At 62.4% G+C, this 24,550-nt stretch carries 23 protein-coding genes, 1 tRNA gene and 1 pseudogene; 12 read left to right on the forward strand and 13 right to left on the reverse strand.

Features of this window, described 5'->3' with window-relative positions; genetic code table 11:
- Nucleotides 1-46 precede the first annotated feature (46 nt).
- Complete coding sequence (locus J4F42_06600) at nucleotides 47-583, forward strand: hypothetical protein (GenBank protein MCE2485166.1); 537 nt, start codon at nucleotides 47-49, stop codon at nucleotides 581-583.
- Between the two features lie 30 nt (nucleotides 584-613).
- On the opposite strand, the gene J4F42_06605 is transcribed toward J4F42_06600, so the two are convergent.
- From J4F42_06605 to J4F42_06630, 6 genes are all read right to left on the reverse strand, one after another.
- On the reverse strand, nucleotides 614-1,921 hold the full coding sequence (locus J4F42_06605; GenBank protein MCE2485167.1) for an OFA family MFS transporter: 1,308 nt from the start codon (nucleotides 1,919-1,921) through the stop codon (nucleotides 614-616).
- Nucleotides 1,922-2,001: 80 nt separating this feature from the next.
- A complete protein-coding gene (locus J4F42_06610) occupies nucleotides 2,002-2,805 on the reverse strand; it encodes a hypothetical protein (GenBank protein ID MCE2485168.1) in 804 nt (267 codons plus the stop codon).
- A 1-nt stretch (nucleotide 2,806) separates the two neighbouring features.
- Nucleotides 2,807-4,114: an ABC transporter substrate-binding protein gene (locus tag J4F42_06615; protein MCE2485169.1), complete on the reverse strand. Its 1,308-nt coding sequence runs from the start codon at nucleotides 4,112-4,114 to the stop codon at nucleotides 2,807-2,809.
- A gap of 467 nt (nucleotides 4,115-4,581) precedes the next feature.
- Nucleotides 4,582-4,655, reverse strand: a tRNA-Met gene (locus J4F42_06620).
- Between the two features lie 64 nt (nucleotides 4,656-4,719).
- A complete protein-coding gene (locus J4F42_06625; protein ID MCE2485170.1) occupies nucleotides 4,720-5,451 on the reverse strand; it encodes a serine/threonine protein phosphatase in 732 nt (243 codons plus the stop codon).
- A gap of 21 nt (nucleotides 5,452-5,472) precedes the next feature.
- Complete coding sequence (locus J4F42_06630; GenBank protein ID MCE2485171.1) at nucleotides 5,473-6,246, reverse strand: enoyl-CoA hydratase; 774 nt, start codon at nucleotides 6,244-6,246, stop codon at nucleotides 5,473-5,475.
- 88 nt (nucleotides 6,247-6,334) lie between these two features.
- On the opposite strand from J4F42_06630, the gene J4F42_06635 reads away from it, so the two are divergent.
- The 8 genes and pseudogenes from J4F42_06635 to J4F42_06670 all read left to right on the forward strand — a co-directional run bounded on the left by J4F42_06635 (nucleotide 6,335) and on the right by J4F42_06670 (nucleotide 12,449).
- Nucleotides 6,335-6,742 carry a hypothetical protein gene (locus J4F42_06635; GenBank protein ID MCE2485172.1) on the forward strand — a complete coding sequence of 136 codons (408 nt, stop codon included), beginning with the start codon at nucleotides 6,335-6,337 and terminating at the stop codon, nucleotides 6,740-6,742.
- Nucleotides 6,743-6,826: 84 nt separating this feature from the next.
- On the forward strand, nucleotides 6,827-8,005 hold the full coding sequence (cofG, locus tag J4F42_06640) for a 7,8-didemethyl-8-hydroxy-5-deazariboflavin synthase CofG (protein ID MCE2485173.1): 1,179 nt from the start codon (nucleotides 6,827-6,829) through the stop codon (nucleotides 8,003-8,005).
- 49 nt (nucleotides 8,006-8,054) lie between these two features.
- Complete coding sequence (cofH, locus tag J4F42_06645; protein ID MCE2485174.1) at nucleotides 8,055-9,341, forward strand: 5-amino-6-(D-ribitylamino)uracil--L-tyrosine 4-hydroxyphenyl transferase CofH; 1,287 nt, start codon at nucleotides 8,055-8,057, stop codon at nucleotides 9,339-9,341.
- Between the two features lie 35 nt (nucleotides 9,342-9,376).
- A complete protein-coding gene (locus J4F42_06650; protein MCE2485175.1) occupies nucleotides 9,377-10,330 on the forward strand; it encodes a 2-phospho-L-lactate transferase in 954 nt (317 codons plus the stop codon).
- A gap of 41 nt (nucleotides 10,331-10,371) precedes the next feature.
- Nucleotides 10,372-11,082, forward strand: coding sequence for a coenzyme F420-0:L-glutamate ligase (cofE, locus tag J4F42_06655; protein MCE2485176.1), 711 nt, complete (start codon nucleotides 10,372-10,374; stop codon nucleotides 11,080-11,082).
- A 201-nt stretch (nucleotides 11,083-11,283) separates the two neighbouring features.
- Entirely contained in the window at nucleotides 11,284-11,523 is a 240-nt protein-coding gene (locus J4F42_06660) for a hypothetical protein (protein ID MCE2485177.1), read from the forward strand.
- A 35-nt stretch (nucleotides 11,524-11,558) separates the two neighbouring features.
- A pseudogene (locus J4F42_06665) lies at nucleotides 11,559-11,948 on the forward strand (PIN domain-containing protein).
- Nucleotides 11,949-12,191: 243 nt separating this feature from the next.
- Nucleotides 12,192-12,449: a type II toxin-antitoxin system VapB family antitoxin gene (locus tag J4F42_06670; GenBank protein ID MCE2485178.1), complete on the forward strand. Its 258-nt coding sequence runs from the start codon at nucleotides 12,192-12,194 to the stop codon at nucleotides 12,447-12,449.
- Between the two features lie 127 nt (nucleotides 12,450-12,576).
- On the opposite strand, the gene J4F42_06675 is transcribed toward J4F42_06670, so the two are convergent.
- Together J4F42_06675 and J4F42_06680 are read right to left on the reverse strand one after the other, a co-directional pair.
- A complete protein-coding gene (locus tag J4F42_06675; protein MCE2485179.1) occupies nucleotides 12,577-13,398 on the reverse strand; it encodes a hypothetical protein in 822 nt (273 codons plus the stop codon).
- Between the two features lie 188 nt (nucleotides 13,399-13,586).
- On the reverse strand, nucleotides 13,587-13,892 hold the full coding sequence (locus J4F42_06680) for a DUF433 domain-containing protein (GenBank protein ID MCE2485180.1): 306 nt from the start codon (nucleotides 13,890-13,892) through the stop codon (nucleotides 13,587-13,589).
- A gap of 104 nt (nucleotides 13,893-13,996) precedes the next feature.
- On the opposite strand from J4F42_06680, the gene J4F42_06685 reads away from it, so the two are divergent.
- Nucleotides 13,997-15,286, forward strand: a complete 1,290-nt coding sequence (locus J4F42_06685; protein ID MCE2485181.1) for a hypothetical protein — start codon at nucleotides 13,997-13,999, stop codon at nucleotides 15,284-15,286.
- Here J4F42_06685 and J4F42_06690 read toward each other — a convergent pair.
- From J4F42_06690 to J4F42_06700, 3 genes are all read right to left on the reverse strand, one after another.
- The gene (locus J4F42_06690; GenBank protein ID MCE2485182.1) at nucleotides 15,263-16,354 is read right to left on the reverse strand and encodes a phosphotransferase; all 1,092 of its coding nucleotides are present in this window, start codon (nucleotides 16,352-16,354) and stop codon (nucleotides 15,263-15,265) included. The two genes, J4F42_06685 and J4F42_06690, sit on opposite strands and share 24 nt — an antisense overlap.
- 17 nt (nucleotides 16,355-16,371) lie before the next feature.
- The gene (locus J4F42_06695; GenBank protein MCE2485183.1) at nucleotides 16,372-17,460 is read right to left on the reverse strand and encodes a phosphotransferase; all 1,089 of its coding nucleotides are present in this window, start codon (nucleotides 17,458-17,460) and stop codon (nucleotides 16,372-16,374) included.
- A 70-nt stretch (nucleotides 17,461-17,530) separates the two neighbouring features.
- Entirely contained in the window at nucleotides 17,531-18,088 is a 558-nt protein-coding gene (locus J4F42_06700; GenBank protein MCE2485184.1) for a histidine phosphatase family protein, read from the reverse strand.
- A gap of 241 nt (nucleotides 18,089-18,329) precedes the next feature.
- Here J4F42_06700 and J4F42_06705 point away from each other — a divergent pair, with 241 nt between their 5' ends.
- Nucleotides 18,330-19,814 carry a circularly permuted type 2 ATP-grasp protein gene (locus J4F42_06705; GenBank protein ID MCE2485185.1) on the forward strand — a complete coding sequence of 495 codons (1,485 nt, stop codon included), beginning with the start codon at nucleotides 18,330-18,332 and terminating at the stop codon, nucleotides 19,812-19,814.
- 30 nt (nucleotides 19,815-19,844) lie between these two features.
- Entirely contained in the window at nucleotides 19,845-20,816 is a 972-nt protein-coding gene (locus J4F42_06710) for an alpha-E domain-containing protein (protein ID MCE2485186.1), read from the forward strand.
- A 12-nt stretch (nucleotides 20,817-20,828) separates the two neighbouring features.
- On the opposite strand, the gene J4F42_06715 is transcribed toward J4F42_06710, so the two are convergent.
- Nucleotides 20,829-21,707, reverse strand: coding sequence for a transglutaminase family protein (locus J4F42_06715; GenBank protein ID MCE2485187.1), 879 nt, complete (start codon nucleotides 21,705-21,707; stop codon nucleotides 20,829-20,831).
- Complete coding sequence (locus tag J4F42_06720) at nucleotides 21,704-24,247, reverse strand: circularly permuted type 2 ATP-grasp protein (GenBank protein ID MCE2485188.1); 2,544 nt, start codon at nucleotides 24,245-24,247, stop codon at nucleotides 21,704-21,706. Before J4F42_06720 ends, J4F42_06715 begins: the two co-directional genes overlap by 4 nt.
- Between the last annotated feature and the right edge of the window lie 303 nt (nucleotides 24,248-24,550).

A 24,550-nucleotide genomic window follows, 5' to 3' on the forward strand; every position in this document is an offset into this window, starting at 1 on the left:
TTCGGCAACCGACCTCCCCACCTGGAATCGGTCGCTCCCACCGGGCTTGGCGGAGCTGCTCCACGAACTCCACCAAAAGTATGGCCCCGATACGATTGCCCTCTTAGGCCGCCTGCTCGATACCGCCAGACGTAGCGGCGGTCTGCTCACCGCATCGGTGGAAGTGGTTGGCATTGAAACCCGGCAAGAACAGACCTTCCTGACTTTTCGGGTGCAGACCGGCCTGATCTATAACTCTCAAGTGCTGAACCCAACCGACCGGCTGGTGGACCTGTGGACCAAGATCGTGGCGCAGTCGTTCTTGGCCTTTGAGACCCTGGAATTTCCGGCCGACGGCGTGATGCTGGCCCTCCACTACCACTCCCGACCCTACGCCAACCTTGAGCAGCTGAACGCGGCGCTCGACGATCCCGATCAGGCGGGCGAAGCCGGAGAGGTCAAGTTCTATTTCCCGACAGAACCCCTGCACGCCTTTCTGAACAAAGAACTCTCGGCTCAGGAGCTGCTGGCCCAAGCCACCATTCTTGCCAACGGAGTCCCGGTCAGCCTCCAGCTTCCCCCCGCCCCAAAGAGCCAGACCTAGGCGGCCTGATCCCCGGACCCCAAGGGCTGCTCACCGAACGGGCGCGATACCATACTGCCGGAGCGTGTCCTCCACAGTCGGCCGACCGAGCCGAATACGATCGTCGTTCAACAGGTAGGAGAAGATGTAGCCCAGGCCAAGCATCAGGATCCCGATCAAAAAGCAATAGATCACGGCCCGGTCGGGATAGCTGTCCTTCAGATAACCCACGTACAGGGGACCGAAAATCCCTGCTGCGGCCCAGGCCGTCAGAATCGCTCCGTAGATGGTGGACATCTTCTTCATGCCAAAGACATCGAGGACAAAAGAGGGCATGGTGGCAAAGCCGCCTCCGAAGCATAACAGGACGTAACACACGAGCGCGGAAAAGACCCAGGGGTTCCGCTCGGTCATCAGAATACCGAAGACGATCATCTGACTGAGGAGCAGAATTCTAAAGACCCGAACGCGGCCGATCCGGTCCGAGAGCAGGCCCCAGAATAGCCGCCCCACTCCGTTGCACAGCGAACTGACGGCGATCAGGGTCGCCCCATACTCGGCCAGCGTTGCCGGCTCCACCGAGGGGTCGGCCAGTCCCCACACTTCCTGCAGGAGTTGCGATTGAAAGCTGATGACGGAGATGCCCGCCGCGATATTGAAAAAAAAGACGATCCACATGAAGACGAACTCGGAAGACCGCAGATAGGGCGCAACCGAGTCACTCGATTCCGTCGCATTCCGAGGACTTGGGGCAACAGGTTCACCCCCGGCCGGAGGATCGCTCAAGGCCAGGCTGGAAGGCAGCAGGATACACGCAAAAACAACTCCGAGCCACAAGAAGATCAGGGCCAGGTCTCCCCCGGTTCGCAGAACCAGAAAGGGCGCCAGTCCCTTGCTCAAAATAAACGCCCCCACACCGAAGCCCATCACCACGGTACCGGTCACCAAGCCCTTGTAGTCCGGAAACCACTTGGCTGCGGTGGCGACTGGCGTTACGTAGCCAAGCCCGATTCCCACCCCACCAATAACGCCATAGCCGAGGTAGAACAGCCCAATAGAGTCCAGATGCAGGGCCAGACTGGCCACAAGATAGCCACCCGAAAACAGGGCGCTGCCGACCAGCGCCAAGCGGCGCGGCCCGAACCGCGGCAGGGCGGCGCCCGCCCAGGCCGCAGCGGTGCCTAGCGAAAAAATCGCGATACTGAAAGCCCAGGCTGTTTCCGTGAACGACCAGCCAAGCTGTCTGACGAGGAGAGTCTGAAAGAAACTCCAGGCATACACCGTCCCAAAGCACAGCTGCAGGACGACGCAAAACAGGGCGATGATCGAGCGCGGGAGCCGCGCCTGTGGTTTCGCCATTCTCACTCCATCGCCTCTCGCAATTTCCCCGTGCGCTCCACCCCGCGCGGCGCGCCGTCGGAACTCCCGTGCGGACAGCGCTACCTCTCGCTTCCGGACGGCGCGGCCCGCCCCTCGCCCTCGACACCGGTGCGGTCCGCCAAGCCTTCGCTTCCGGGCGGTGCCGACTGCCCTCCTTCGGCATCCCGGCCCTGGGCAAAATAGAGGAACAGGCGGGCCAGTTGGCCGACCTCGTCGTTTCGTCCCAGCAGCTCGTCGTCCGCCGCTCCCACGCCATCCCGGCCACGCGCCAGCTCCACCGCATAAGCCAGCAGGTCGCCCAGCGGCTTGGCCGCCAGGTTGACGAACCAGATGGCAGAAAAGACGCCAACAACCAGGATGATCGAGATCAGATACACCTGGCGCCCGATCGCTCTTTGAATTTTCAGTGCAATCAGACCCGTGTCCATGCCGACATGAACGGTGCCCGCAACGCCGGCCAGAATCGGGCTGCCGACTTCCACGAAATCTCCCATGCCGGGCAGATTGCGTTCCACGGTCTCGGTACGCGTCGCGTCTCCGAGCCGAATCTCTTCGGGAATGCCGGGAACAAACGTGTGGGCCAGCAACTCGCCTGTTTCGTCCGTGATGTAGATATAGCGGATGCTCTGAATTTCGACGAACTGGTCGATGAGCGATTGCAGGGCCGCCAGATCCCGATTCAAGAGAATGTCCACGCTCGAATCGGCGATGGTCTTGGCAATGTTCTTGCTGTTGCTCTCGTACTCCTCCGACAAATGTGTATCGACCGTGTAGACACACAGAATGGAGGTTGACAGGCTGATCGCCCCAAACAGAAAAAACACGCCGAACAGCGTTTTCTGAAAAAGTTTGTGGACCTTCATGTTATGAAAATCTGGCTTCCCAATTATCCAGCGTCACAAACCGGCCCTCAGCGACAACGGTATAGTAGACTTGCTGGAGACCTTGACGACGCTCGGGACCGAAGGAAACCGGCTCACCAATGCCGAGATCGAAATCCCGGACGCTGAACACCGCCTTCTCGAGACGGCCGCGTGCCGGGTCGTCGCCAAGCCGGCGCAGCACTTCTACCATCAGCTTGGCGTTGAGGAACCCCTCGAGGCTGACGAAGCTGTGGGCAAAGGGCGTGTAGGCTTCCTTCAATAGTGCCGTGGGGGGCTGCGGATCGTAGCGTTGCATCAATGCACGATATTCTCTGACGGCCGGTATGGCGGTTTCTTCATAACTCGGCACCACCTGAGAATTGACCAGCAGTCGCGTATACGGATCGCTGTCGCCACCCATCTCGGTCAGGAGTTTCAACAGGTTTTCGCTACCGACAAAGGACAGGTTGGCAATCGGCACCCGCAGCCCGAGGTCTACCGCATCACGCACGAAGGCCGCGCAGGCCGCATACGAGCCGATACAGATCACCGCCTGGGGCTCGGACGCCTTCAATATTTCGACCTGCTTGCGCATGCTGGCGGTGAACTTTTCGCCCCGGCGGTAGGTCGCCTCGCCGACAATCCGTTCCCCGTACTGCTGGAGGGCACGTCTGACCCCAGCCCAGCCGCTCCGTCCATAGGCGTCGGCCTGGTAGAACACGGCAAGGCGTCTGCGCTTGATGCGCACGAAATTGTCGACCAGACCGGCGGTTTCCTGGCGATAGGAGGCGCGCAGATTAAAGGCGAAGTCGCCATACGGCGGCTCCCGCTGCGGCTGCGCTCCGGTAAAGGGGAAGAACAAAAAGATATTCCGGTCCTGGAACTTCTTGAGCATGGGCAGGACACGGGTCACCGTTGGCGTGCCAACGTAACCGAACAGCAGAAACACCTGGTCTTGTAGCATCAGCTGCATGGTGTTCCTGACCGACGGGTCGGGTTGGTAGCCGTCGTCATACGTTTTGAGCGTCACCTTGCGGCCGGCCACGCCCCCGTGCCGGTTGACATGCGTGAAGTAGGCGCTGGCCCCTCGCCACAGCTCGATGCCCAGCCCCCGGGAGGGACCGGAGAATGCCGCCGACACCCCGAGAATGATCTCGGTGTCGGTCAGACCGGACGCCGTCCGTTGATCCGACGGGTTTGCCTGCGGCGCAGACTGGTCGGCAATTGCCTCCAGGGGTTTCAACCACGGCATGACCAGACAGCAGCGCAAACCGGAACGGAGTAACGCTCTCCGTGTCAGTGCGCTCATATCCCCACCTCTCGCTTCGACGGCAGACAGCCCGATTTTTCCTCTACAGCGTGCAGGCAAAGGCGGGGCAGCATGCCGGACGAATCTCCCTCTCTCCAGCCGCGTTTGGGCTATACCGCCTGTATCAAGGCCGCGTGACCCACTCGGAGAAGAGTGCTCTGGACGAGCCCGTGAGCGAGTGTCGTTCCATTGGCGCGACGCGGCTCAAGACAGTCCCGACGGTTCGAGCGACACGACCGGGAAGCGAGGCAGTCTCCGCCCGGAGCCGATGACGCGCGACTGTTCAGCCCGTCGGCTCCCCAGCGCCCTAGTCTGGATTTCCGGTCAGAAACACCGCAGCGGCCGATATCGCAGTCAGCACCACCGCAGCCCCGGCAACGATCTGCATAAAGATGGCGAGGGGATCCATGGCTTTTCTCCTTGGCTGAGGCTGGAACTCCAGCGGGTGTTGATACACGGCGTAGGCGTAGCGACGGGCAGAATCGAACTGCCGACCTAGGGATTATGAGACCCTCGCTCTAGCCTACTGAGCTACGTCGCCACGGCGTCCCTAGCGGGACAACTCGGGATATTAGCCGACAAGACCCCGGCTCGGCAAGCCCGTCCTATCCGCCCCTCGACCACTGCCGGCCGACGTCAACGACTCGCACCTGCCGGCTGCCCTTTGCCACCTGGTACACGGTCTTGGCGGTCCATTCGAGGCACGACAAACGCCCCCCATACACCAGACCCGTATCGATTCCGACCTTGTAGGGCAGGTGGAACCGCAGCTCAGGCTGGGGCGTATGCCCGTAAACGACCGTATACGGGAGGGAATGGGGCGTATCGATGAACTCGTGGCGAATCCACAGCAGGTGTTCGACCCCTTGGTCTGCGAGCGGACGTTGGGGATCAATACCGGCGTGGACGCACAAAATATCTTGACCGAGATCGTGGTCGGGCTCCCGACCGGAAAAGGACAGGCCTAAGCCACGCAGAAAGGCGATATGCGTCTCGGGGATACGCGCGGGCAGAGCGTCGACATCGGGCCAGCAGCCGTAGCTGTCCAGAGTTTGAATCCCGCCATTCATCAGAAACGCCTCGCCGTAGCCTCCCCCGTAGCCGAGAAAGTCGAGGAACATATCCTCATGGTTGCCCCTGAGGAAGGTCAGCCCACACTCCTGATCGGCCCGCAGAGCCAGCAGCAGGTCAATCACCTCACGCGCTCCGGGGCCACGGTCGATATAGTCGCCCAAAAAGACGAGATGATCTTTGGCCTCGAGGCCTAAGGCGCTCAGCAGAGCCTCCAGCTCGGCCGGGCAGGCGTGGATGTCGCCGACGATGAACAAACGCGCCATGTCTCTCAGCCTGCGCTCGGGCTAACGGCCGGAGTAGCGGGGCTCCCGTTTCTCCAAAAAGGCGCTCAGCCCTTCCCGAAAGTCGGATGTACGGACCATCTTGCGCTGCTCGGCCATCTCGTAGCTCAACACCTCATCCAGACTGCTCTCCAAAGCGTGGTGGAGTGAGGCCTTGATTGCGGCCAGAGCCAGCGGAGCTTGTCGGGCCATCTTTTCGGCGTACTCGGCGCTGCACGCGTGGAAGGCGTCGTGGGGGACGACCCGATTCACCAGGCCCATGCGCTCGGCCTGTTCGGCATCGACCGCCTCCCCGGTCAGCGCCACCTCCACGCCCTTCAGGCCCGCCAGGCGGGGCAGCAGATAGCTGGCCCCACCGTCGATGGTCAGGGCACGTTGGACGAAGATGAGGGAAAAGCGCGCCTTCGAGGAAGCGAGGCGCACGTCGCAGGCCAGGGCCAGGGAGCAGCCAAACCCGGCCGCTACCCCGTCAACGGCCGCAATGACCGGCTTGGGCAGGTTCCAAATCGCACGGATCACGCCGTTAAAGCCGTCTTCCATCACGTCACCCGGCGGCCTGCCCTCAGACCGTCCGGCCCACAGATCGGCGCCCGAACAGAAGGCTCCACCCGCTCCGGTCAGCACCAGGACCCGACTGTCAGGATCGCGAGCCGCCTCGCCAAGGGCATCCTTGAGACTGAAAATCGTCTCGCTATCCAGGGCGTTGCGCCGTTCAGGTCGGTTTATCGTGATCCACCGGACTCGGTTCCTCGTCTCGCTCAGCACCAGCTTCGACATGATGGCCTTCCTTCCTCACCGCGCGCAAGGAGTCTCCCCAGACTTGACGCTTTCCCTCTCGGGCTGCTAGGGCTGGGGGGAGTGCCCCATGACCATAACCCAATCGCTCGCCCGAAACTACCTCTTCATCGCCGGCCTGGTCCTGATCGTGCTGGGGGTGGGGAATGCGGTCGCCGCCCTGACAAAGGTGCACGAGTACCGGGCGGTCCTGACAGCCACGACTCCCCAGGTCGAAGCCGCAACGGCGCTGGTCTTCCGTGGCGCCCAGCGCTACGTCCCCAGCGAAGCCCGTGAGCGCTGGGAGATCGCCCAGGCCAAGCTCGACTTCTATCATGTCGTGCTGACGAGTGGCCGGCTGATGTTCGGTCTGGGCATCGCGTGTACGGCGCTGGGTCTGATTCGTTTCCGCCGCCGACTGTCCGGGGCAGACCCGCATCAGGCCCAAGAGACGGCCGCCAGCGTCCTTTCAAGCAGGCGGACAGGTGATATCACATAAAAGTGAGAAAATCGCCACGCAGCGGTTGACATTCCGGCCCGTCTTGACTACCTTCGCAGTGCTTTAGTTGAGGGGAGTTGCACAGTGCACGAGCCCGTTTCCGAGCATGTTTCTCCGAGCTTTGATCAGCTCCTGCAGAACGCAGCGGATGGCCGACAGCTGTCGGCGGCCGAGGGCTATCGCCTGCTCCACTGTACGGACGAGGAGTTCCCGGCTCTGCTGGCGACCGCCGGCGACCTGCGCGACCGCCACAAGGGTCGGACGGTCACCTACTCACGCAAGCTCTTTCTGCCGGTCACCAACCTGTGTCGAGATCGCTGCTCGTACTGCACCTTTCGCAAGGACCCGCGCGATCCGGCAGCCTGGACCATGACCCGCGCCGACCTGCGTGAATGGCTGGCCCGGGGCCAAGTCCAGGGCTGCAAAGAAGCCCTGATGTGTCTGGGCGACAAACCCGAACTGGTCTCTCGGGCCTACCGCACCACCCTGGCCGACCTCGGCCACCGGACCACGACCGAATACGTCTACGAGGCGTGCCAGATTGCGCTGTCGTACGGTATTCTGCCCCACACCAACGCGGGTATTCTGAGCGCCGACGAGATGCGCCAGCTCAAAGACGTGAACGTCAGCCTGGGCTTGATGCTGGAGAATATCAGCCCCCGGCTGCGCGAGCGTGGCATGGCCCATTTTTCGGCGCCGGACAAAGAGCCGGCGGTGCGGGTCAAGATGATCCGCGAAGCCGGCCAGCTGGAGATTCCCTTCACGACCGGGATTCTGATCGGCATCGGAGAGACGCGCGAGGAAGTGGTCGATAGTCTGCTCGCCATCCGCGACCTGCACGACGAGCACGAGCATATCCAAGAGGTCATCATCCAGAACTTCCGGGCCAAACCCGACACCCGCATGGCCGGCGCGCCCGAGCCGGACAGCCCCGAGGTAGCCAAAACCGTAGCCGTGGCCCGGCTACTGCTCGGCGGCCAGATGAATGTCCAAGCGCCGCCCAATCTCAACCCGGCCGATCATCGTCTCCTGCTGCGGGCCGGCATTAACGACTGGGGAGGCATCTCTCCGGTCACCAAAGACTATGTCAACCCTGAAGCCGCCTGGCCGCATCTGGACAGCCTGGCCCAGACCTGTCGAGAGGAGGGCTTCAGGCTGCGTGAACGGCTGGCCATTTACCCCGAGTATATTGATCGACCCGGCTGGCTGCTGCCGGCCCTGCGTCCGCGAACCGAGGAGTTGCAGGCCCAGGTCAGCGCCTGAACCGGCCCCGGCCAACCGCATGTTTTCGGTCTGAAGAAGGAGGCCCACTGTGGCAACCAACGGTCTTGCGAGTGTTCTCGAACATATTGATCCCCAGGTCAGCACGATTCTGCACCGGGCCCTGGACGGGGAAGAGGTGTCCTGGCAGGAAGGGCTGCGCCTGTGTGAGACAAACGGGCTGGATTTCCAGGTCACGTGCCTGGTTGCGGACGAGATGCGCCGGCGTCAGGTCGGCGAGGTGGTGACGTATGTGGTCAACCGCAACATCAACTTCACCAACGTGTGCATCAAACACTGCACCTTCTGCGCCTTCAGCCGCGAGTACCGTGAAGAGGAAGGCTATTTTCTGCCCGAGCAGGAAATCATCCGGCGCGCCCGGGAGGCCGTTGATGTGGGCGCCACCGAGGTGTGCATGCAGGCCGGTCTGCCGCCCAAGATGAACGGCAATCTGTATGTCGATCTGACCCGGGCGGTCAAGAAGGCGCTCCCCGACCTGCATATCCACGCCTTCTCACCCGAAGAGGTCTTGTACGGCGCAACGCGGGCGGCGGTCTCGATTCCCGACTATCTAGCCGCCCTTAAGGACGCCGGCCTCGATACCCTGCCCGGCACCTCGGCCGAGATTCTTGACCAGGACATCCGTGACCGCATCGCCCCGGGCCGCATCACCACCGACCAGTGGATTGAGGTCATCACCTCCGCCCACGGCCTGGGCATTCCGACCACCTCGACAATTATGTACGGCCATATCGAGACCCCCCAGCACTGGGTCAAGCATATGAACCTGCTGCGCGACATCCAGAAGGACACCGGCGGCTTTACCGAGTTCGTTCCCCTGTCCCTGATTCACCAGGAAGCGCCGATGTACCAGCGCAAACTGGTTGACAATGTGCGGCAGGGCGCGACCGGCACGGAAGTCGTCAAGATGCACGCGGTCGCCCGTCTGATGCTCGGCCCGACCTTCCGCAATATTCAATCGTCGTGGGTCAAAGAGGGCCCGAAGATGGCCCAGCATCTGCTGAACGTCGGGGCCAACGACCTGGGCGGCACCCTGATCAACGAGAGTATCTCCACCTCGGCCGGCGCCCAGTACGGACAGCTCGTCCCGCCCAAAGAACTCCGACGGCTGATCCGCGATGTAGGTCGCACCCCGGCCGAGCGTGGGACGACCTACAAGCTGCGGACGGTCTTCAGCGGTCAGGACGAGGAGCTGAGCCCGCTTGATCTGGTCGAAAACCCGGACGAGCAGTTCGGTTCCTACCGCAGGCTGACCGCCTCGGATCAGTTCCGCTACGTGCATCCGTTCGAACGCGAGAAGCGGGCCGCTTCTCACTGACACCAGCGGGCGGCATGCCCTTTTCCCAGTTCAGCATGCCACGCACTGAGGACCTCAGGATTACCGCTCTGGCCGGCGGGGTGGGAGCGGCCCGCTTTTTGCGCGGGCTGGTGCGCGTTATCAATCCGGCCAATCTGTGTGTGGTGGTCAACACCGGCGACGACGACGAATTTTTCGGTCTGTGCGTATCCCCGGATCTCGATACCGTCACCTACACGCTCGCCGATGCCGTCGATCACACCAAAGGCTGGGGGCTGCCGGACGAAAGCTTCCGCAGTCTCAAAGCACTGCAACGCTACTACCCCGAGACCTGGTTCGGTCTGGGCGACACCGACCTGGCGACCCACCTGTTCCGCACCCAGCAGCTGCGACAGGGCAAAAGCCTGACCGCAGTCACCGCCGCCATCACCCGCGCCTGGGGGGTACGGGCCACGGTGCTGCCAATGAGTAACGAACCGGTCCGGACGGTGGTCCACACCGAGGCGGGCGCCCTGCCCTTTCAGGAATATTTTGTCAAAGGCCGGGGCGAGGGGCGGGTCGGGCGGGTCGAGTTGCGCGGGCTGGACGGCGCTTGCCCGGCGCCGGGCGTGTGTGAGGCCATCCGATCTGCACATATGGTGATTCTCCCGCCCAGCAACCCGCTCGTCAGCATCGGGCCGATTGTGGCCCTGCCGGGCGTTCGGGACGCCCTGTGTCAGACCCCCGCGCCGGTGGTCGGCATCAGTCCGCTGGTGGCCGGCAAACCGATCAAAGGCCCGGCCGACCGCATGCTCAGCGGCCTGGGTATCGAAGCCTCGGCGGCCGGGGTGGCCGGCCTGTACGCCGACTTTCTTGACGCCTTTGTCATTGATAGCCAAGACGCGGCTCTGCGGACCAAGCTCGAAGCCCAGGGGCTGACGGTTCGGGTGACCGATACGATCATGAGTGATATGGAGAAGTCGGTCGCCCTGGCCCGGACGGTTGTTGAGCTCGTCACACAAGAAACCTAGAGGAACAGGTCTTGCCAGACTGTCGATCTGAAGGATTTTCCATGAGCACGATTGCACTCATCCCCATCCCCGACATTCCCCAGATTCAACCCGGTGACGACCTGGTTTCGATCCTTCTCGACGCCATTGACCGGTCCAAGGTCGGCCTCAAAGACGGCGATATCCTGGTCATGTGCCAAAAGATCGTCTCCAAGGCCGAGGGCGCGGTAGTCGATCTCAAGACCGTCGAGCCGTCGGATTTCGCCCACCAGATTGCCGACCAGTGGGAAAAAGATCCCCGCATCGTCGAGGTCGTGCTGCGCGAGAGCAATCGGATCGTCATGATGAAAAACGGGGTGGTGATCACCGAGACCAAGCGGGGCTGGGTGTGTGCCAACTCGGGGGTCGATGCGTCGAATACCCTGGCCGACGATATCGTCATCGTCCTGCCCGAAGACCCCGACAAGTCGGCCAAAGACATGCGAATTGCCATTCAGGAGCGGCGCAACATCTCAATCGGCATCGTCATCACCGACACCTTCGGTCGGCCGTGGCGCGACGGTCTGGTCGAGTTTGCGCTGGGCGTCTCGGGCTTTGAGGGCCTACTCGACCTGCGTGGCGGTGAAGACCTGCAGGGCCGCGAGCTGAGCCACACCGTCATCTCGGTGGCCGACGAACTCGCCTGTGCGGCCGGCCTGCTGATGGAGAAGAGCGCGGCCGTATTGTGCGCGGCTACAAATACATTCCGGCCGAGGGCAACGGACAGGTCCTGATCCGCCCGGCCGAAGCTGACCTGTTTCGCTAAGCCGCGGCTAGACGCCCACAGCTCAGGGGAGCTACCCTATTCTCCTCGTATGACCCACCGGGCATTCCTGCTGGCACTCGAAGACCTGCCGTTGACCTGATCGTGCGTGGCTGGCGCGTGCTCAGGAAGATGTATTGACGGCACCTATCAAGGGCATCACGGTGCATACATGCGTACCACCCTAACCTTGCTGCAGCGGGAGATGCGGCGCACCGACAGGAGCATGAAGGCCGTCGTCAACGATGCGTTGCGAGTCGGCCTCGGCGTCCAGGGGAAGATGAGGCAATTGCCGCCGTTTAAAGTCGAGCCCCACGCCTTTCATTTCAAACCTGGTGTTGACGCCGACAGGCTCAATCAACTCGTGGACGAGCTGAAGGCGGAAGCGCTTTCTCGAAAGCTCGAACGGTGATCGTTCCCGACATCAACCCGTTGCTATAGGCCCACGATTCGGCATCCCGCCGGCACCAAGCCGCGCGTGAATGGTGGGAAGCGCTCATGAATGGAACAGACACAGTGGGCCTCCCCTGGATTGCCATCCTGGGTTTCATCCACATCTCGACGCACGCGAAGATCCTCGACAATCCGCTCGACGTGGGCGGCGCCTGTCGCCGAGTGCGGTCCTGGCTTGACCGCCCGCAAACGGCTCTCATCCATCCCGGCCCCCGGCATGCTGACATCCTGCTTGGTCTGATTGAGGCAGTCGGCACGGCGGGTAATCTGACAACGGATGCGCACCTGGCCGCTCTCGCAATCGAACATCAAGCCGAAATGCATTCCACCGACGCGGACATGGCGCGCTTTCCAGGATTGCGTTGGACGAATCCCCTTAGCTGAGTCGCCTCACAACCTCGTCTGCCTTCTCGGAAATGTTCGGCAGAGTCCGTAGGTTCGGATGAGCCGCAGGCGTAATCCAACATTTCCGGCCCGTTATCCAGGCTTCAGATTCGCTTATCACGATAGGGAACGTTGCCCCGAACGAAGACGCAGGCACACAGTATCCGACGTGATGGTGTTGTACATGATTACACCCCAGCGTAGGGTAGACTTCGCTCATGTTATTCTACCTGGAGGACGACCATGAGCCTCACCATCAAGAACGAGGAAACCTGCCGGCTGGCCGGTGAGTTGGCGCGGTTGACCGGTGAGACCATGACCGGCGCGATTACCGTCGCGTTGCGCGAGCGCCTTGCACGCGAGAAACGCCGGCACGATGCGGATGCCCTCGCGCGGGAGCTGCACGCCATTGGACAGCGTTGCGCCAAACTACTGAGGCCGGGACCGTCCTCCGTGGAACATGGCGACCTGCTCTACGACGAGCGGGGATTGCCAAAGTGATCATCGACAGCTCGGCAGTGCTGACTGATACCGGTCACGATCAAACATCTGGCTCGATCTCTATAGAAGTGTTTAGGTTAGGGGAATTGTCGGCTTACGCTTCGCTAATCCGACCTGCGGAGTCCCACTAGGGACTTACTGGAAGGGGTGGATGCTCATGGTCTTCCCACGGAGCGTAGAACCATTTTGGACACTTCGGTGGTGATGGTGTAGTTTGAAATCGGCTCACCAGTACGATTTTGCTCCACTGTTTTCTACCCACGCATTCCCGTACTCTTGCCTCGATTATTGCGCGCTCCTCTTCTGTCAATACTCTAATGGGTGCTATAAGAACTTCATCATCAAAAACCAACCACCACTGTTTATATTCCTTCGCCCGTTTTCCCTGTCGTACCTTTTTGGTTTTCTCCTCCACACCAGCAGCAATTCGCTCGGACAAAACGGATACGATAAGGGAGCCTGTGTCTTCACTCACTTCCGCGAAGCTTCCCTCATTGCTTGCCGGCCACAATTGCAATATCACTCCTCGGCCACGTATCCGCTCCAGGGACAACAGCTGAATTTCTCTACCTCCTCCCCTGGTACGGAGTGCCTTGCGAGCTTTCTCCTTCCATTCTTTATCGCTCTTACTTGGCGGGCGCGGCTCTCTGGGGTCGTACTCGCAGAAGGAGTGCCATCTCGGTGCGTTCTCTTCTTTCGAGACTTCTTCAATCAGACGCTTGAGAGCCCGCTCAAAGGCATGTTTTTTGGTCCTGCTCCACCCGTCAGAATCATGCAAGAGGGTTACTTCCACAGCAATTTCTTCCTCCATGTACTTCACCAAGAAATCGGGAGGACCGTCCCCATCACCGACATATCGAATATCTGTTGCTCCGATTTGTTCGAGCCACTCCTTGACCCAAACTTCACTCCCCTTTGGGATATCTTGTCGATCTTTTGTTGTGGCCATCCCGTCTGTTGTCGCCGAGACCGGCCCCGCATGCAAGGTGGGTCGCCATTACGACACCGGTCGCGGCACGAACCACCGACACCGGTGACCGCTTTCGTTCTCCTGCTGACTCAGCTCCAATTGTTCAGGTAAAGAAGCTGATCGCGTAGCGCTTCAGCAGAAAAATTGTTCAGGATGTAAGGTAGATTTTAATGGCGGCCATCGTCAAAGGGACGAATCGTCGGCGGATATTTCCGCAGAACTGCGTCAAGATTGGTTAATTCGGTAATTTCCCGGTCCATCTCAGCCTGATGGTCGTAGTAGTAAGACAGCGCGTCGTGGATTTCTGCCGGCCTGAGAGCGGGAAACTCGCGCAGGAGTTCTTCAACAGACAATCCACGACGGTAGTCTTGAATGATGGAACTCACCGGAAAGCGGCTTCCTCTGATGACAGGTCTTCCTCCCTGAACGTGCGGACGACGCTCCACATAGGGATGACCTGTGTCCGTTGGCATAGTCCGGGTGCTCATCGTGCGCTCCTGCTGATATATTATCGCTATCCTAGAGCGTTCTCTGAAGCCGGGCAATGGATACGGTCCCCACCCCAGTCATGACACAGATGCGAAATACGATTCCGCTTGCTCTCCGCAGCATGTTTTTTGCCACCTGCCTCGTCCAGCTTCTGCTCGCCACTCCCGCTTTCGCGTCCCCACCGCCCGGCGTCAGCCTCATCGAGGGTCGCCTGGCGCCATTTTTCCACAATCGGCCCGTGTCGGCCTTTCGGGTCTACGCCTTCCACGACGATAGGCCGCAGCCGGTTCCGTTTCAGATCGACGAGCGGGACGAGCGGGAGCGCTGGATTCTGAACCACGGTCCAAAGGCCAAACACGACAGTCCGGCCGGGGTGTTTGACGCCAACGACGCCATTGTGGTGATGAACCGCGACCTTGGCCGACGCGGCGACCCGTCCGTCCTGCCGGACCGGGCCAGCCGCTGGGCCGAGGTCCGGGTCGGGACGGAAACGGACCCGCTGGGTTTTGTCTATGTGGGTGTTTTTCCCCCGGCTCAGGCCCCGCAGTTCGTGACCCGGCCCTACGCCCGCTACGACCCGGCGACCGACCGGGTCTATGCCGAGCGCTACGCCCTGGCCTTTGACGCCCCGCTGCCAACCCATTTTGCCCCGGTCGAACGGCTGGGCGACTTTGGCACAAATACCATCGCCGGGATCAAAGCCGCAGCCGATGTGCGTCTGCTGGGCGGCCTGCTGAGCTTTCAGCGCACGCACGCCGATCTGCGCAGCACGCTGCGCAGCTACCAGCCCGGCCCGGTCCGGGTGATCCGTCAGGCGCGCTACTGGGTGCCGCTGCCGTTTGGCCTGCGCACCTCGGGCAAGGTCAACCTCATCTTCTACCGTGACTTTGTCGAGGGCAGTGCGCTGATCAAGCTGAAAATCCCGCCCCGCCTGGTTCTGGCCGACGGCGAGTTCAAGACCTATTTTGATTTTCTGAATCTCGGCGGCGCCCGCCTGCTGCTGAACGGTGCGCCGCTGGGCGAGGCCGTGAACGGTTCCATGACTGCGGCAAAACGCGCCCTGAACGGCCGCCCGGCGCGCTGGGCGGCCCTGCTGCTGCCGAGCGGCCGCACGGTCGTGTTCATTCCCCGGCTTGGGGGCGCCTTGGCCAAACTCGACCAGCGCGCCTATTATGCCGAAAACACGGCCGACCCCGGCCTGCCCCATTTCGGCTTTCAGTTTTTTGAAATCAAGCGTTTGGAGAGCGGCGCGCATCGCCTGTCGGTTTTTGGCCTGCTGCTGGACAGCGCCGATCCCGACACGGTTCGGCGGGCGACCGAGATATTTCTGTCTCCGCCCCAGGTGGAGGTCAGCCTAGTCAACGCCCCGCTGGACTAGAGACCAGGCGGCGACCGCCATCTGACGACACTGTTCTTTATAGCCCAGGGCCTGGGGCGAGCTGGCATTGCCGTCCAGCCCGCGCTTGTACACGCCCTGGATGATGGCGCCAATACGGAACAGGGCAAACACGATGTAGAAGGTCCAGTGCGGGATCCGGTCGCGTCCGGTCAGCGCGCAGTAGCGGGCCACGTAGTCCTGCTCGGACGGAATGCCATAGCTGGCGTAGTCAAGCCCGGTGATATCGCCCCGGATATCGTCCGGCACGTGGTAGGGCAGACAGTTGTGGGCCAGATCGGCAAACGGTGCTCCCAGCGTGCTCAGCTCCCAATCGACCACCGCCAGCACGCGCGGCTCGGTCGGATGGAAAATCATATTCTCCAGACGAAAGTCGCCGTGGGAAATGGTGGTCTGGTCGTCGTCCGGCAGATGCGCGGGCAACCACGTCGTGAGCCGTTCCATCTCGGGAATCTCTTCGGTCTTGCTGGCCTCGTACTGTTTGGTCCAGCGGCCGACCTGGCGGGCCATATAGCCGCCGACCCGGCCGTAATCCTCCAGGCCGACCGCCCGAAAATCCACCTGGTGCAGCTTGGCGATGGCTTCGACCATGGCCCCGTAGACAACCCCCCGCTCGGCCGGTGGCATGTCGCGCAGCTCATAGCCGCGCAGCACCCGGCCGTCAATAAAATCCATCAGATAGAAATCGGTGCCAATCACCGACGCGTCCTGACACAGGACGTAGGGTTTGGCGACCGGCACATCGGTGTCCCACAGCGCCGAAATGACCCGGAACTCGCGATCAACCGCGTGGGCCGAGGGCAGGAGTTTGCCCGGCGGCTTCTTGCGCAGCACGTAGCGTCGGCCGGCCGCGTCGGTCAACACAAAGGTCGGGTTGGACATGCCGCCCCGAATCTGTCCGACATGCATCGGCGGGCTGAAGTCGGGCAGCTGGTGGTGCATATAGCGCTCAAGGTTAGCCTGGTCGAAGCGGTGCTGCTCTAGCACCGGTGCCGTTTCTGCGGTCAGCGAGACCGGCGGTAGCGCCTCGGCCTGCGGGTCGGTCGCCATTCTGAGTTTCTCCTTGCTCACACGCCGCGCTCGACCAGGTCCCAGGCGGCGGTCGCCAGCTGTTTGCACTTTTCGCCCCGGGTGATGGCTTCGGGCGAGCTGGCGTTGCCGTCCAGTGCCCGTTTGTACACCCCCTGGACAATCGCCGCCAGCCGGAAGAGCGAAAACACCACGTAAAAGTTCCAGTTTTCAATGGCCGGACGATCCATCTGGCGGCAGTAGCGGGCCACGCAGTCCTGCTCGGACGGGATGCCGTAGGCGGCAAAATCGAGACTCGTGATGTCGCCCCGGATATCGTCCGGCACATGGTAGGGCAGACAGTTATAGGCCAGGTCGGACAGGGGGGCGCCGAGCGTGCTCAGCTCCCAGTCGACCACGGCCAGAACCTCGGGCCGGGTCGGATGGAACAGCAGGTTCTCCAGGCGAAAATCGCCGTGGGCGATCGTCGTCTCATCATCGTCCGGCAGATGCTCGGGCAGCCAGGCCATGAGCCGCTCCATGGCCGGCAGCTGCTCAGTTTTGCTCGCCTCATACTGCTTTGACCAGCGCCTGACCTGGCGCGCCATATAGCCCCCGACCCGGCCATAGTCCTCAAGCCCGACGGCCCGGAAGTCCACCCGATGGATCTTGGCCAGGGTATCGATCATGGTGTCATACACTGCCCGCCGCTCGCTCGCGCTCAGGTCGGGCAGCTCATAGCCGCGAAACACCCGGCCCTCGACAAAATCCATAATATAAAAGTCCACGCCCAGCACCGACGCGTCCTGACACAGCACATGGGGTTTGGCAACCGGCACGTCGGTCTGCCACAGAGCCGAGATGATCCGAAACTCCCGGTCAACCGCGTGGGCCGAGGGCAGCAGTTTGCCGGGCGGTTTCTTGCGCAGGACGTAGCGCCGGCCGGCCGCGTCGGTCAGGATAAAAGTCGGGTTCGACATGCCGCCCCGCACCTGTCCGACCGCCAGCGGCGGGCTGAAGGTTTCAATATGCTCGGTCATGTAGCGCGTCAGCGCGGCCTCATCGAAACGGTGCTGGTCAAGCACCGGCGCCGTCTCAGCCGTGAGCGAGGTGAGCGGGCTGGTCTCTACGGGTTGGGGTGTCGCCATGGCGCATCTCTCCTTCTCGAACAGTCCCCTAGTTCAATCACCCGGCCAGCGGTGCCGTCAAGGCGAGGCTTCAGCCGACGCGGGTGGGTCGCTCGCGGCCGAGGCTCACCACCCGCAGGCTCCCGTCACGCTGTTCGAGCACAGTGCACGAGCAGTGGTCCGGCTCGAAACACACCATCCGGTCATCGCTCCTGGCCGCTCCCACCGCAGCATTGATGGCCACAAAATGGGTCGTGATCAGGCTCGGTGTTCGCAGGCCGCACAGAAAAGCGACCAGCTGCGCTTTCCAGTCCTGATACGCCTGCGGCAGCTCGCTCCAACGACCACCCAGGACGCGGCGAATCCAGGCTGCACGCTCGGCCAGCTCCTGGCTGGGCGAGGGAATCTCGGCCACCGCAGGCTCGACCCGGGCCTCACACTTCCACATCTGCTCAAACGGAACGGCAGTATCCCGAGCCCGCCGCAGCGGGCTGGTGATGAGCGACAGGCGGCCGAGCGGTTCGAGCCGTTTGGCCAGCTCCGCAGCCTGGCGGTGGCCACGCTCGTCAAGCCCGGGGTCCGGGTCTTCGCCAAACCCGGCCTGCGGTTGGCCGTGGCGAATGAGGTAGAGCTTGGGGGCGGGTGTCATCGTGTCGTCCTTATATGCCCAAAAAATGGGCAGTCGTGTTGCTTTTTGCGCAGGCGTGCAGCCCTCTCCAGCCACCCCCAGTGCCACCCAATATCCGATCCGGCCAAGCTGTTTTGCCTGAAATTCGGGCTGGAGACTGCTGTCAGGTTCCCCCGCTACGCAGGCCCAGTTTGGCATGATATATGCGGTTTCTCTACTGCCTACACCGGCGTCCAACTCGCAGGACGGGGAGAGACCGACCATGACGCGTTTTGATGGCTATGACACCGAGGGATTTTTCGACGAAATGCTGTTTCCTGAGGGGACGCCGCGGCCGGCCGCCGCACTCCTGCTGGAAAGGATCCAGAGCCTGCCGGATGGCGAGATAAACCGTCGCCAGGAGGCAGCCGAACGCAGCCTGCTGCATCGGGGCATCACCTTTAATGTCTATAGCGACGGGGCCGGCATGGAAAAAATCTGGCCGTTCGATCTGCTGCCGCGCATCATCGACGCCGCAGAGTGGGAATGGATCGAGCGCGGCCTCAGGCAGCGCATCCAGGCCCTGAATCTGTTCATCGACGATATCTACCACGACCAGAAGATCCTCAAAGACGGCCTCATTCCCGCAGAGATCGTTCGTTCGGCGACCAGCTTCCGTCCCTCGTGTGTCGGCCTCGATCCTCCCCTTGGCGTGTGGTGCCATATCACCGGCACCGACCTGATCCGAGATCGCGACGGCCAGATCTACGTCCTGGAAGACAACCTCCGCTGCCCGTCGGGGGCGTCCTATGTCCTGCAAAACCGAGAACTCATGAAGCAGACCTTCCCCCTGGTCTTTGAAGCTTCTCAGGTCCGCCCGGTTGACGATTATCCGAACCGCCTGCTGGAAATGCTGCTGTCCCTGGCCCCGGCCCACCTGAGCACGCCGACGGTCGCGGTGTTGACCCCGGGGATCTATAACGCGGCCTATTTCGAACATTCGTTTCTGGCCCAGCAGATGGGTGTCGAGCTGGTCGAGGGACGCGATCTGGTGGTCGCCGACGGCTTTGTCCAGATGCGGACGACCACCGGACTCGAGCGGGTTGACGTGCTGTATCGGCGGATCGACGACGATTTTCTCGATCCGACGGTCTTCCGGGCCGACTCAACGCTGGGTATCCCGGGCATTATGGAGGTCTATAAAGCCGGCCGTATCGCCCTGGTCAACGCCCCCGGCACGGGCATTGCCGACGATAAGGTCATCTACGCCTATGTGTCCAAGATGATCGCCTATTATCTGGGCGAGGAAATGCTCATCCCCAATGTCCCGACCTATCTGTGTTGGGACGCCTCCGACCGCCAGTACGTCCTGGAGCATCTTGAGCAGCTCGTGGTCAAAGCCGCCAATGAATCGGGTGGCTACGGTATGCTGATCGGGCCGCACTCGACGGCCGCCGAACGCGCTGCATTTGCTGCAAAGATCGCGGCCCAGCCGCGCAATTATATCGCCCAGCCGACGGTGTCGCTGTCGCGCGTCCCGGTGCTCGTCGATGACCGCTTTGAGGGCCGCCATGTCGATCTGCGGCCGTATATTCTGTACGGCAAGGATATGTATGTCCTGCCCGGCGGCCTGACCCGGGTGGCGCTCAAAAAGGGCTCGCTGGTCGTCAACTCGTCCCAGGGCGGCGGCAGTAAAGACACCTGGGTGCTGTCCGGCCCGTCGTCGGCCCACACCCAGGCGGTCCCCTCGGCCATACAGGACGCCTAGAGACGGCCCACCCAGCGCAGGAAGAGTCGTATGCTAAGCCGCGTTGCCGACACGATCTACTGGATGAGCCGCTATATCGAGCGGGCCGAAAATGTCGCCCGTTTCATTGATGTCAACCTGCTCATGCTGCTTGACCTGCCCTCGGGTGTCCGCGAACAGTGGGAGCCGTTGATTATCGCCTCCGGGGATCACACCCCATTCCAGGACTCCTACGGCGTAGCGACCCGGGCCAACGTGCTGCAATTTCTGACCTTCGATCAGAAAAACCCCAACTCCATTCTGTCGTGTTTGCGCACCGCCCGGGAAAACGCCCGGTCCATCCGGGAGGTCATCTCCTCGGAAATGTGGGAGCAGGTCAACACGTTTTACCTGATGGTCAATGAATCGGCCGCGGACAATCGCGTCATGAGCGCCCCGCACGACTTCTTTACCGAAATCAAGCTGGCCAGCCACCTGTTCGAGGGGCTGACCGACAATACCATGTCGCACGGCGAGGGTTGGCACTTCTCGCGGCTCGGCACCCTGCTGGAGCGGGCCGATAAGACCTCCCGTATCCTGGATGTGAAATACTTCATGCTGCTGCCGGCGGCGTCTGGGGTCGGCAGCCCGTTTGACAACATCCAGTGGGCGGCCGTGCTGCGCTCAAGCAGCGCGTTTGAGATGTATCGCAAGCGCCACCACCAGATCGTCCCGACCCTGGTGGTTGACTTCCTGCTGCTTGGCCGAGACTTTCCCCGCTCGGTCCACCACTGCCTGATTGAAGCCGACGAGTCCCTGCACGCGATTTCGGGCACGCCTTTGGGCGCCTTCAGAAATCCGGCCGAGCAACACCTGGGTCAGCTCCGCTCAGAACTCGCCTACACCGAGGTCAGCCAGATCATTGAGCGGGGCGTCCACGGGTTTGTCGACGCCTTTCAGACCAAGCTCAACCTGGTCGGAGACGGCATATTTGACACCTTTTTTGCCGACCGGCCGATTGGTGGCGCCGTCCCGCAGCCCTGAGGCACGGGCCGGCTAGGCCCGTTTTGCCTCGACCTCGACCTCCAGGCTATGCGTCCCGCCACCAAAAGCCACGCCCTTTAAGGGTGTCACATCGCTGTAATCCCGACCCCAGGCCAGGACGATATGCCGCTCGGTCGGCGTCAGATTGTTGGTCGGATCAAAATCTACCCAGCCCTGACCCGGACTGTAGACCGACACCCAGGCGTGGGACGCTGCGGCTCCGACCAGGGACGCCGAGTCGGTCCGGTCGGACACGGTTTCGAGATAGCCGCTGACATAGCGGGCGGCCAGTCCCAGCGAGCGCAGACACGCAATCGCCAGCTGGGCGTAGTCCTGACACACCCCCCGGCGGTGGGACAAGACCTCGCCGACCGGGGTTGCCGCATGGGTGAAGCTCGGATCGTAGCTCAGGTCGTGGTAGATGCGCTGCATCAGCTCGTGGACCGCTTCGAGCACACAGCGCCCGGGCGAGAACGACGGCGCGGCATAGTCGGCAAAGGCTGGGGCGGCGACGATCAGAGGAGAGTCCAACACAAACTGGCGGGCGGCCAGCAGCTCGGGATCGAGACTCTGGGCCAGCTCCCGGCCAAGCTCCTCCCAGGCCGGCGATGCCTGGAGCGGTGGCGGCACGATTGGTCTGAGCAGCACCCTGCTCGACGCCCGCACCTCCAGCACAGTGTGAGCTTCCTGGACCGCAAAGTGGACCACCCGGTTACCAAAAAAGTCCTCGCGTTCCTGATACACCACCGGGGCCGGATCGATCTGGAGCTGGCTGGTCTGACACTGCTGGCGCTCACAAGACCGCGGCAGCAGATAGGCTTCATTCTGGCACTGAGGAACCGACAGACTGTAGCGATAGCGGGTCGTGTGGACGATCGTGTAGGAAATCATGCCCGGTGTTCCATCAGCTGTTGCTGGGCTTCGATATGGCTGAAGTAGGTCTGGCCGAGGGCGTCGGACAGGGCCAGCAGCAAGGCCCCCAGCCGGGCAAACAGCTCGTCCAGGCTTTCATACACCGTCGCTTCCCATACGGCCTGGGACAGCCCCTCAATATCCGTCGTACGCAGCGTAGTCAGGGCTTGCAGCACCAGACGTTGGGCCGGGCTGCGGTGCGGCAGGCTGGCCTTGCGCGGCAATCCATCGACGTGCTCCTGCAGCCGGACCAGCTGGTAGCCGAGCGAGCGGGGATTGCTCTCATCGTGCAGCAACAGGTCAAGCGCGGCCTGGGCGTCCACCTGGCTATGATAGCGCCGCCGGTAGGTTCGCAGGCTGTCGGTCATGGTCAGCACCACCTCCCACAGCCCGCCCCGCCCGCCCGGCGCCATCTCGCAGGCGAGGTGCAGCAGGCTGATGGTGTGCAGGGCGCGCTCCAAACGGCGTCCTATCTCGTGGAACCGCAAGCCCTGTCCCCGGCTCGTGCTCTCCGTCATCAGGCCGCTGAACGAGGCCAGCCCAGCGATCACCCGGGACAGACTTTGCAGGGTCTGGTTCAGGCTCATGCCCGGCGAGAGTTCCCGATCCAGCGTGTTCAGCACCCGTGCCGTATCGTCGGACAAGCGGTCGCGGACCGCCCGGCCAGCCTGCAACACGGCGTCCAGCGTACCACGCAAACTGCCCGAGCGCGTCGGCTCAAGGATGACCGACAACAGCTCGGACTCTTTGGCCACCAGCCGCTGGCCGTCGCCGTGGCCGACCAGGTGCAGATAGGTCACCGCGGCATGGGTCACCGCCGACAGCAGGCCCGGCAGATAGGGGCCATGATGGACGGCCTCGGTATCCAACAGACGCACTAGCATCTCCCGAAACACCCGAGTGCCGTCTTCCATACGCTCGGTATAGCGGCCGAGCCAAAACAGATTATCGGCCACCCGGCTCGGGATCTCCCCGCCACTGCGGGTGATGGCGACCGGCCGCTCGGCCGAGGGTAGCAGGCTCAGCGTCTGCTCGGGCTCCGAGGCCACAACCCAGATATCCTTACTCACCCCGCCCTGTTGACTCGACACCTGCCAGACATCCGGGCCGGGCGCCACCCGCGCCAGCCCGCCCGGCATGACCACATAGCCGTCATCCCGCGCCACCAGAAAACTGCGCAGGACCAGGGGACGCGGCGCCAGTTTGCCATCCACAAAAGTCGGGCTGGTGGCCACCGCAATCGGCTCCTGGCCAACGTAACGGTGCGGCTGGGCCTGGATACGGTCCGCAAGCGCCTGCCGCTCGGTCGCAGACAGCTGAGCGCCAAAGACGGTTTCAGCGCTGGGGTGTGGAACGGTCGGTTTAATCACCAGACGATCCAGATGGTCCAGGACATAGCGGCGTTCGTCCTGGCCGCCGCACCACCAGGTGGCAACCGACGGCAGGCGCAAGTCCTGCCCCAGCAGCTCCCGGCACAGGCCGGGCAGGAAGGCCAGCAGACCCGGATTTTCGATGATGCCGACGCCGAGCGGATTGGCGACCACGGCCTGATGCGTGCGTGTCGCCTGAACCAGCCCGGGAATGCCCAGCGGCGAGTCTTTACGCAGCTCCAGCGGATCGCAAAAGGCATCGTCAACCCGACGCAGCACGGCGTCGACCCGCTGCAGGCCGTCCAGGGTCCTGAGCCACACACGCCCGTCCCGGACGGTCAGATCACTCCCCTGGACCAGGGTGTAGTCGAGGTACTGGGCGATATAAGCGTGCTCGAAATAGGTTTCGTTGCCCGGCCCCGGCGTCAACAGCACGGTCCGGCCCGGCTCCTGGCGGTGGGAAACGAGGCGGGCCAGCGAGCTGCGTAAGGTTCGGAAATACAGGGCCAGGCGATGGACATGGGTGTCGCGGTACAGACTCGGGAAGACCCGCGACAGGGTCAGCCGGTTCTCCAGGGCATAGCCGGCCCCCGAGGGCGCCTGGGCGCGGTCGCCGATGACCCACAGCCGGCCGTCGTGAGAGCGGGCAAAATCGGCCGCGTAGGAAAACAGAAAGCGCTCGGCGGGCGGGCTGATGCCGACACAGGCGCGCAGAAATCCGGGATGGCTGTAGATCAAATCGAGCGGCAGCAGGCCCTGTCTGACCAGTTTTTGTGGGCCGTACAGGTCGGCCAGCACGAGGTTGTACAGCTCGGCGCGCTGAATCAGACCGCGTTCAATACCGCTCCACTCCTGGCTGGTCAGCAGGACCGGGATCAGATCGAGCGCCCACGGCCGTCCCCCACCGCGGTTATCCGGGTACACATTATAGGTGACCCCATTCTCGTGCAGCAGGCGGCGGACTTCCTGTTCGCGGTACCGCAGCTCCCTAGCCCCGAGGGCATCCAGGGCACGAATCATATACTCCCAGTGGGGACGCGGCTGTTGGGGTGCAGCACACAGCTCATCGTAGCTCCCGGCCGGGACGTGATAGTCCGCAAGAAGACTGCTGCGTGCCGGAGCCGGAACGGCGAGATCCGCATCGTGCATGGTCTGTTTCCCCAGTCTGCCCGCCGACTCGCTATGTACCATCGGGACACCACCGACTCAAGCGAGCGGCCGGCCGTAGGGCGCGGGCCACAGGCGGAGCAGATACCAGACGAGCATGGCGGTATCGTCTGACAGCCATCGCCTGCTCCTGACACAGCAGCCCGCTGATCAAAAAACAGGCAAGTCTGACGACTCGATACGACCAGCTGGGCGAAAACCCCGGTATTTCACACGTTTGGCGGCTGGCACGATATCTGCCCAGAAAAAGCGGTGCGACCGGAGTAGTGGAGAGGATGCCTATCC

Source organism: Desulfurellaceae bacterium (assembly GCA_021296095.1).
Lineage (GTDB): Bacteria > Desulfobacterota > Binatia > Bin18 > Bin18 > JAAXHF01.

What these genes read in the sequence shown, in the direction of transcription:
- J4F42_06605 (MCE2485167.1), bottom strand. Translation starts at nt 1,921, where the DNA reads ATGGCGAAACCACAGGCGCGGCTCCCGCGCTCGATCATCGCCCTGTTT.
- J4F42_06610 (MCE2485168.1), bottom strand. Translation starts at nt 2,805, where the DNA reads ATGAAGGTCCACAAACTTTTTCAGAAAACGCTGTTCGGCGTGTTTTTT.
- J4F42_06615 (MCE2485169.1), bottom strand. Translation starts at nt 4,114, where the DNA reads ATGAGCGCACTGACACGGAGAGCGTTACTCCGTTCCGGTTTGCGCTGC.
- J4F42_06625 (MCE2485170.1), bottom strand. Translation starts at nt 5,451, where the DNA reads ATGGCGCGTTTGTTCATCGTCGGCGACATCCACGCCTGCCCGGCCGAG.
- J4F42_06630 (MCE2485171.1), bottom strand. Translation starts at nt 6,246, where the DNA reads ATGTCGAAGCTGGTGCTGAGCGAGACGAGGAACCGAGTCCGGTGGATC.
- J4F42_06635 (MCE2485172.1), top strand. Translation starts at nt 6,335, where the DNA reads ATGACCATAACCCAATCGCTCGCCCGAAACTACCTCTTCATCGCCGGC.
- J4F42_06650 (MCE2485175.1), top strand. Translation starts at nt 9,377, where the DNA reads ATGCCACGCACTGAGGACCTCAGGATTACCGCTCTGGCCGGCGGGGTG.
- cofE (MCE2485176.1), top strand. Translation starts at nt 10,372, where the DNA reads ATGAGCACGATTGCACTCATCCCCATCCCCGACATTCCCCAGATTCAA.
- J4F42_06660 (MCE2485177.1), top strand. Translation starts at nt 11,284, where the DNA reads ATGCGTACCACCCTAACCTTGCTGCAGCGGGAGATGCGGCGCACCGAC.
- J4F42_06670 (MCE2485178.1), top strand. Translation starts at nt 12,192, where the DNA reads ATGAGCCTCACCATCAAGAACGAGGAAACCTGCCGGCTGGCCGGTGAG.
- J4F42_06675 (MCE2485179.1), bottom strand. Translation starts at nt 13,398, where the DNA reads ATGGCCACAACAAAAGATCGACAAGATATCCCAAAGGGGAGTGAAGTT.
- J4F42_06680 (MCE2485180.1), bottom strand. Translation starts at nt 13,892, where the DNA reads ATGCCAACGGACACAGGTCATCCCTATGTGGAGCGTCGTCCGCACGTT.
- J4F42_06685 (MCE2485181.1), top strand. Translation starts at nt 13,997, where the DNA reads ATGCGAAATACGATTCCGCTTGCTCTCCGCAGCATGTTTTTTGCCACC.
- J4F42_06690 (MCE2485182.1), bottom strand. Translation starts at nt 16,354, where the DNA reads ATGGCGACCGACCCGCAGGCCGAGGCGCTACCGCCGGTCTCGCTGACC.
- J4F42_06695 (MCE2485183.1), bottom strand. Translation starts at nt 17,460, where the DNA reads ATGGCGACACCCCAACCCGTAGAGACCAGCCCGCTCACCTCGCTCACG.
- J4F42_06700 (MCE2485184.1), bottom strand. Translation starts at nt 18,088, where the DNA reads ATGACACCCGCCCCCAAGCTCTACCTCATTCGCCACGGCCAACCGCAG.
- J4F42_06705 (MCE2485185.1), top strand. Translation starts at nt 18,330, where the DNA reads ATGACGCGTTTTGATGGCTATGACACCGAGGGATTTTTCGACGAAATG.
- J4F42_06710 (MCE2485186.1), top strand. Translation starts at nt 19,845, where the DNA reads ATGCTAAGCCGCGTTGCCGACACGATCTACTGGATGAGCCGCTATATC.
- J4F42_06715 (MCE2485187.1), bottom strand. Translation starts at nt 21,707, where the DNA reads ATGATTTCCTACACGATCGTCCACACGACCCGCTATCGCTACAGTCTG.
- J4F42_06720 (MCE2485188.1), bottom strand. Translation starts at nt 24,247, where the DNA reads ATGCACGATGCGGATCTCGCCGTTCCGGCTCCGGCACGCAGCAGTCTT.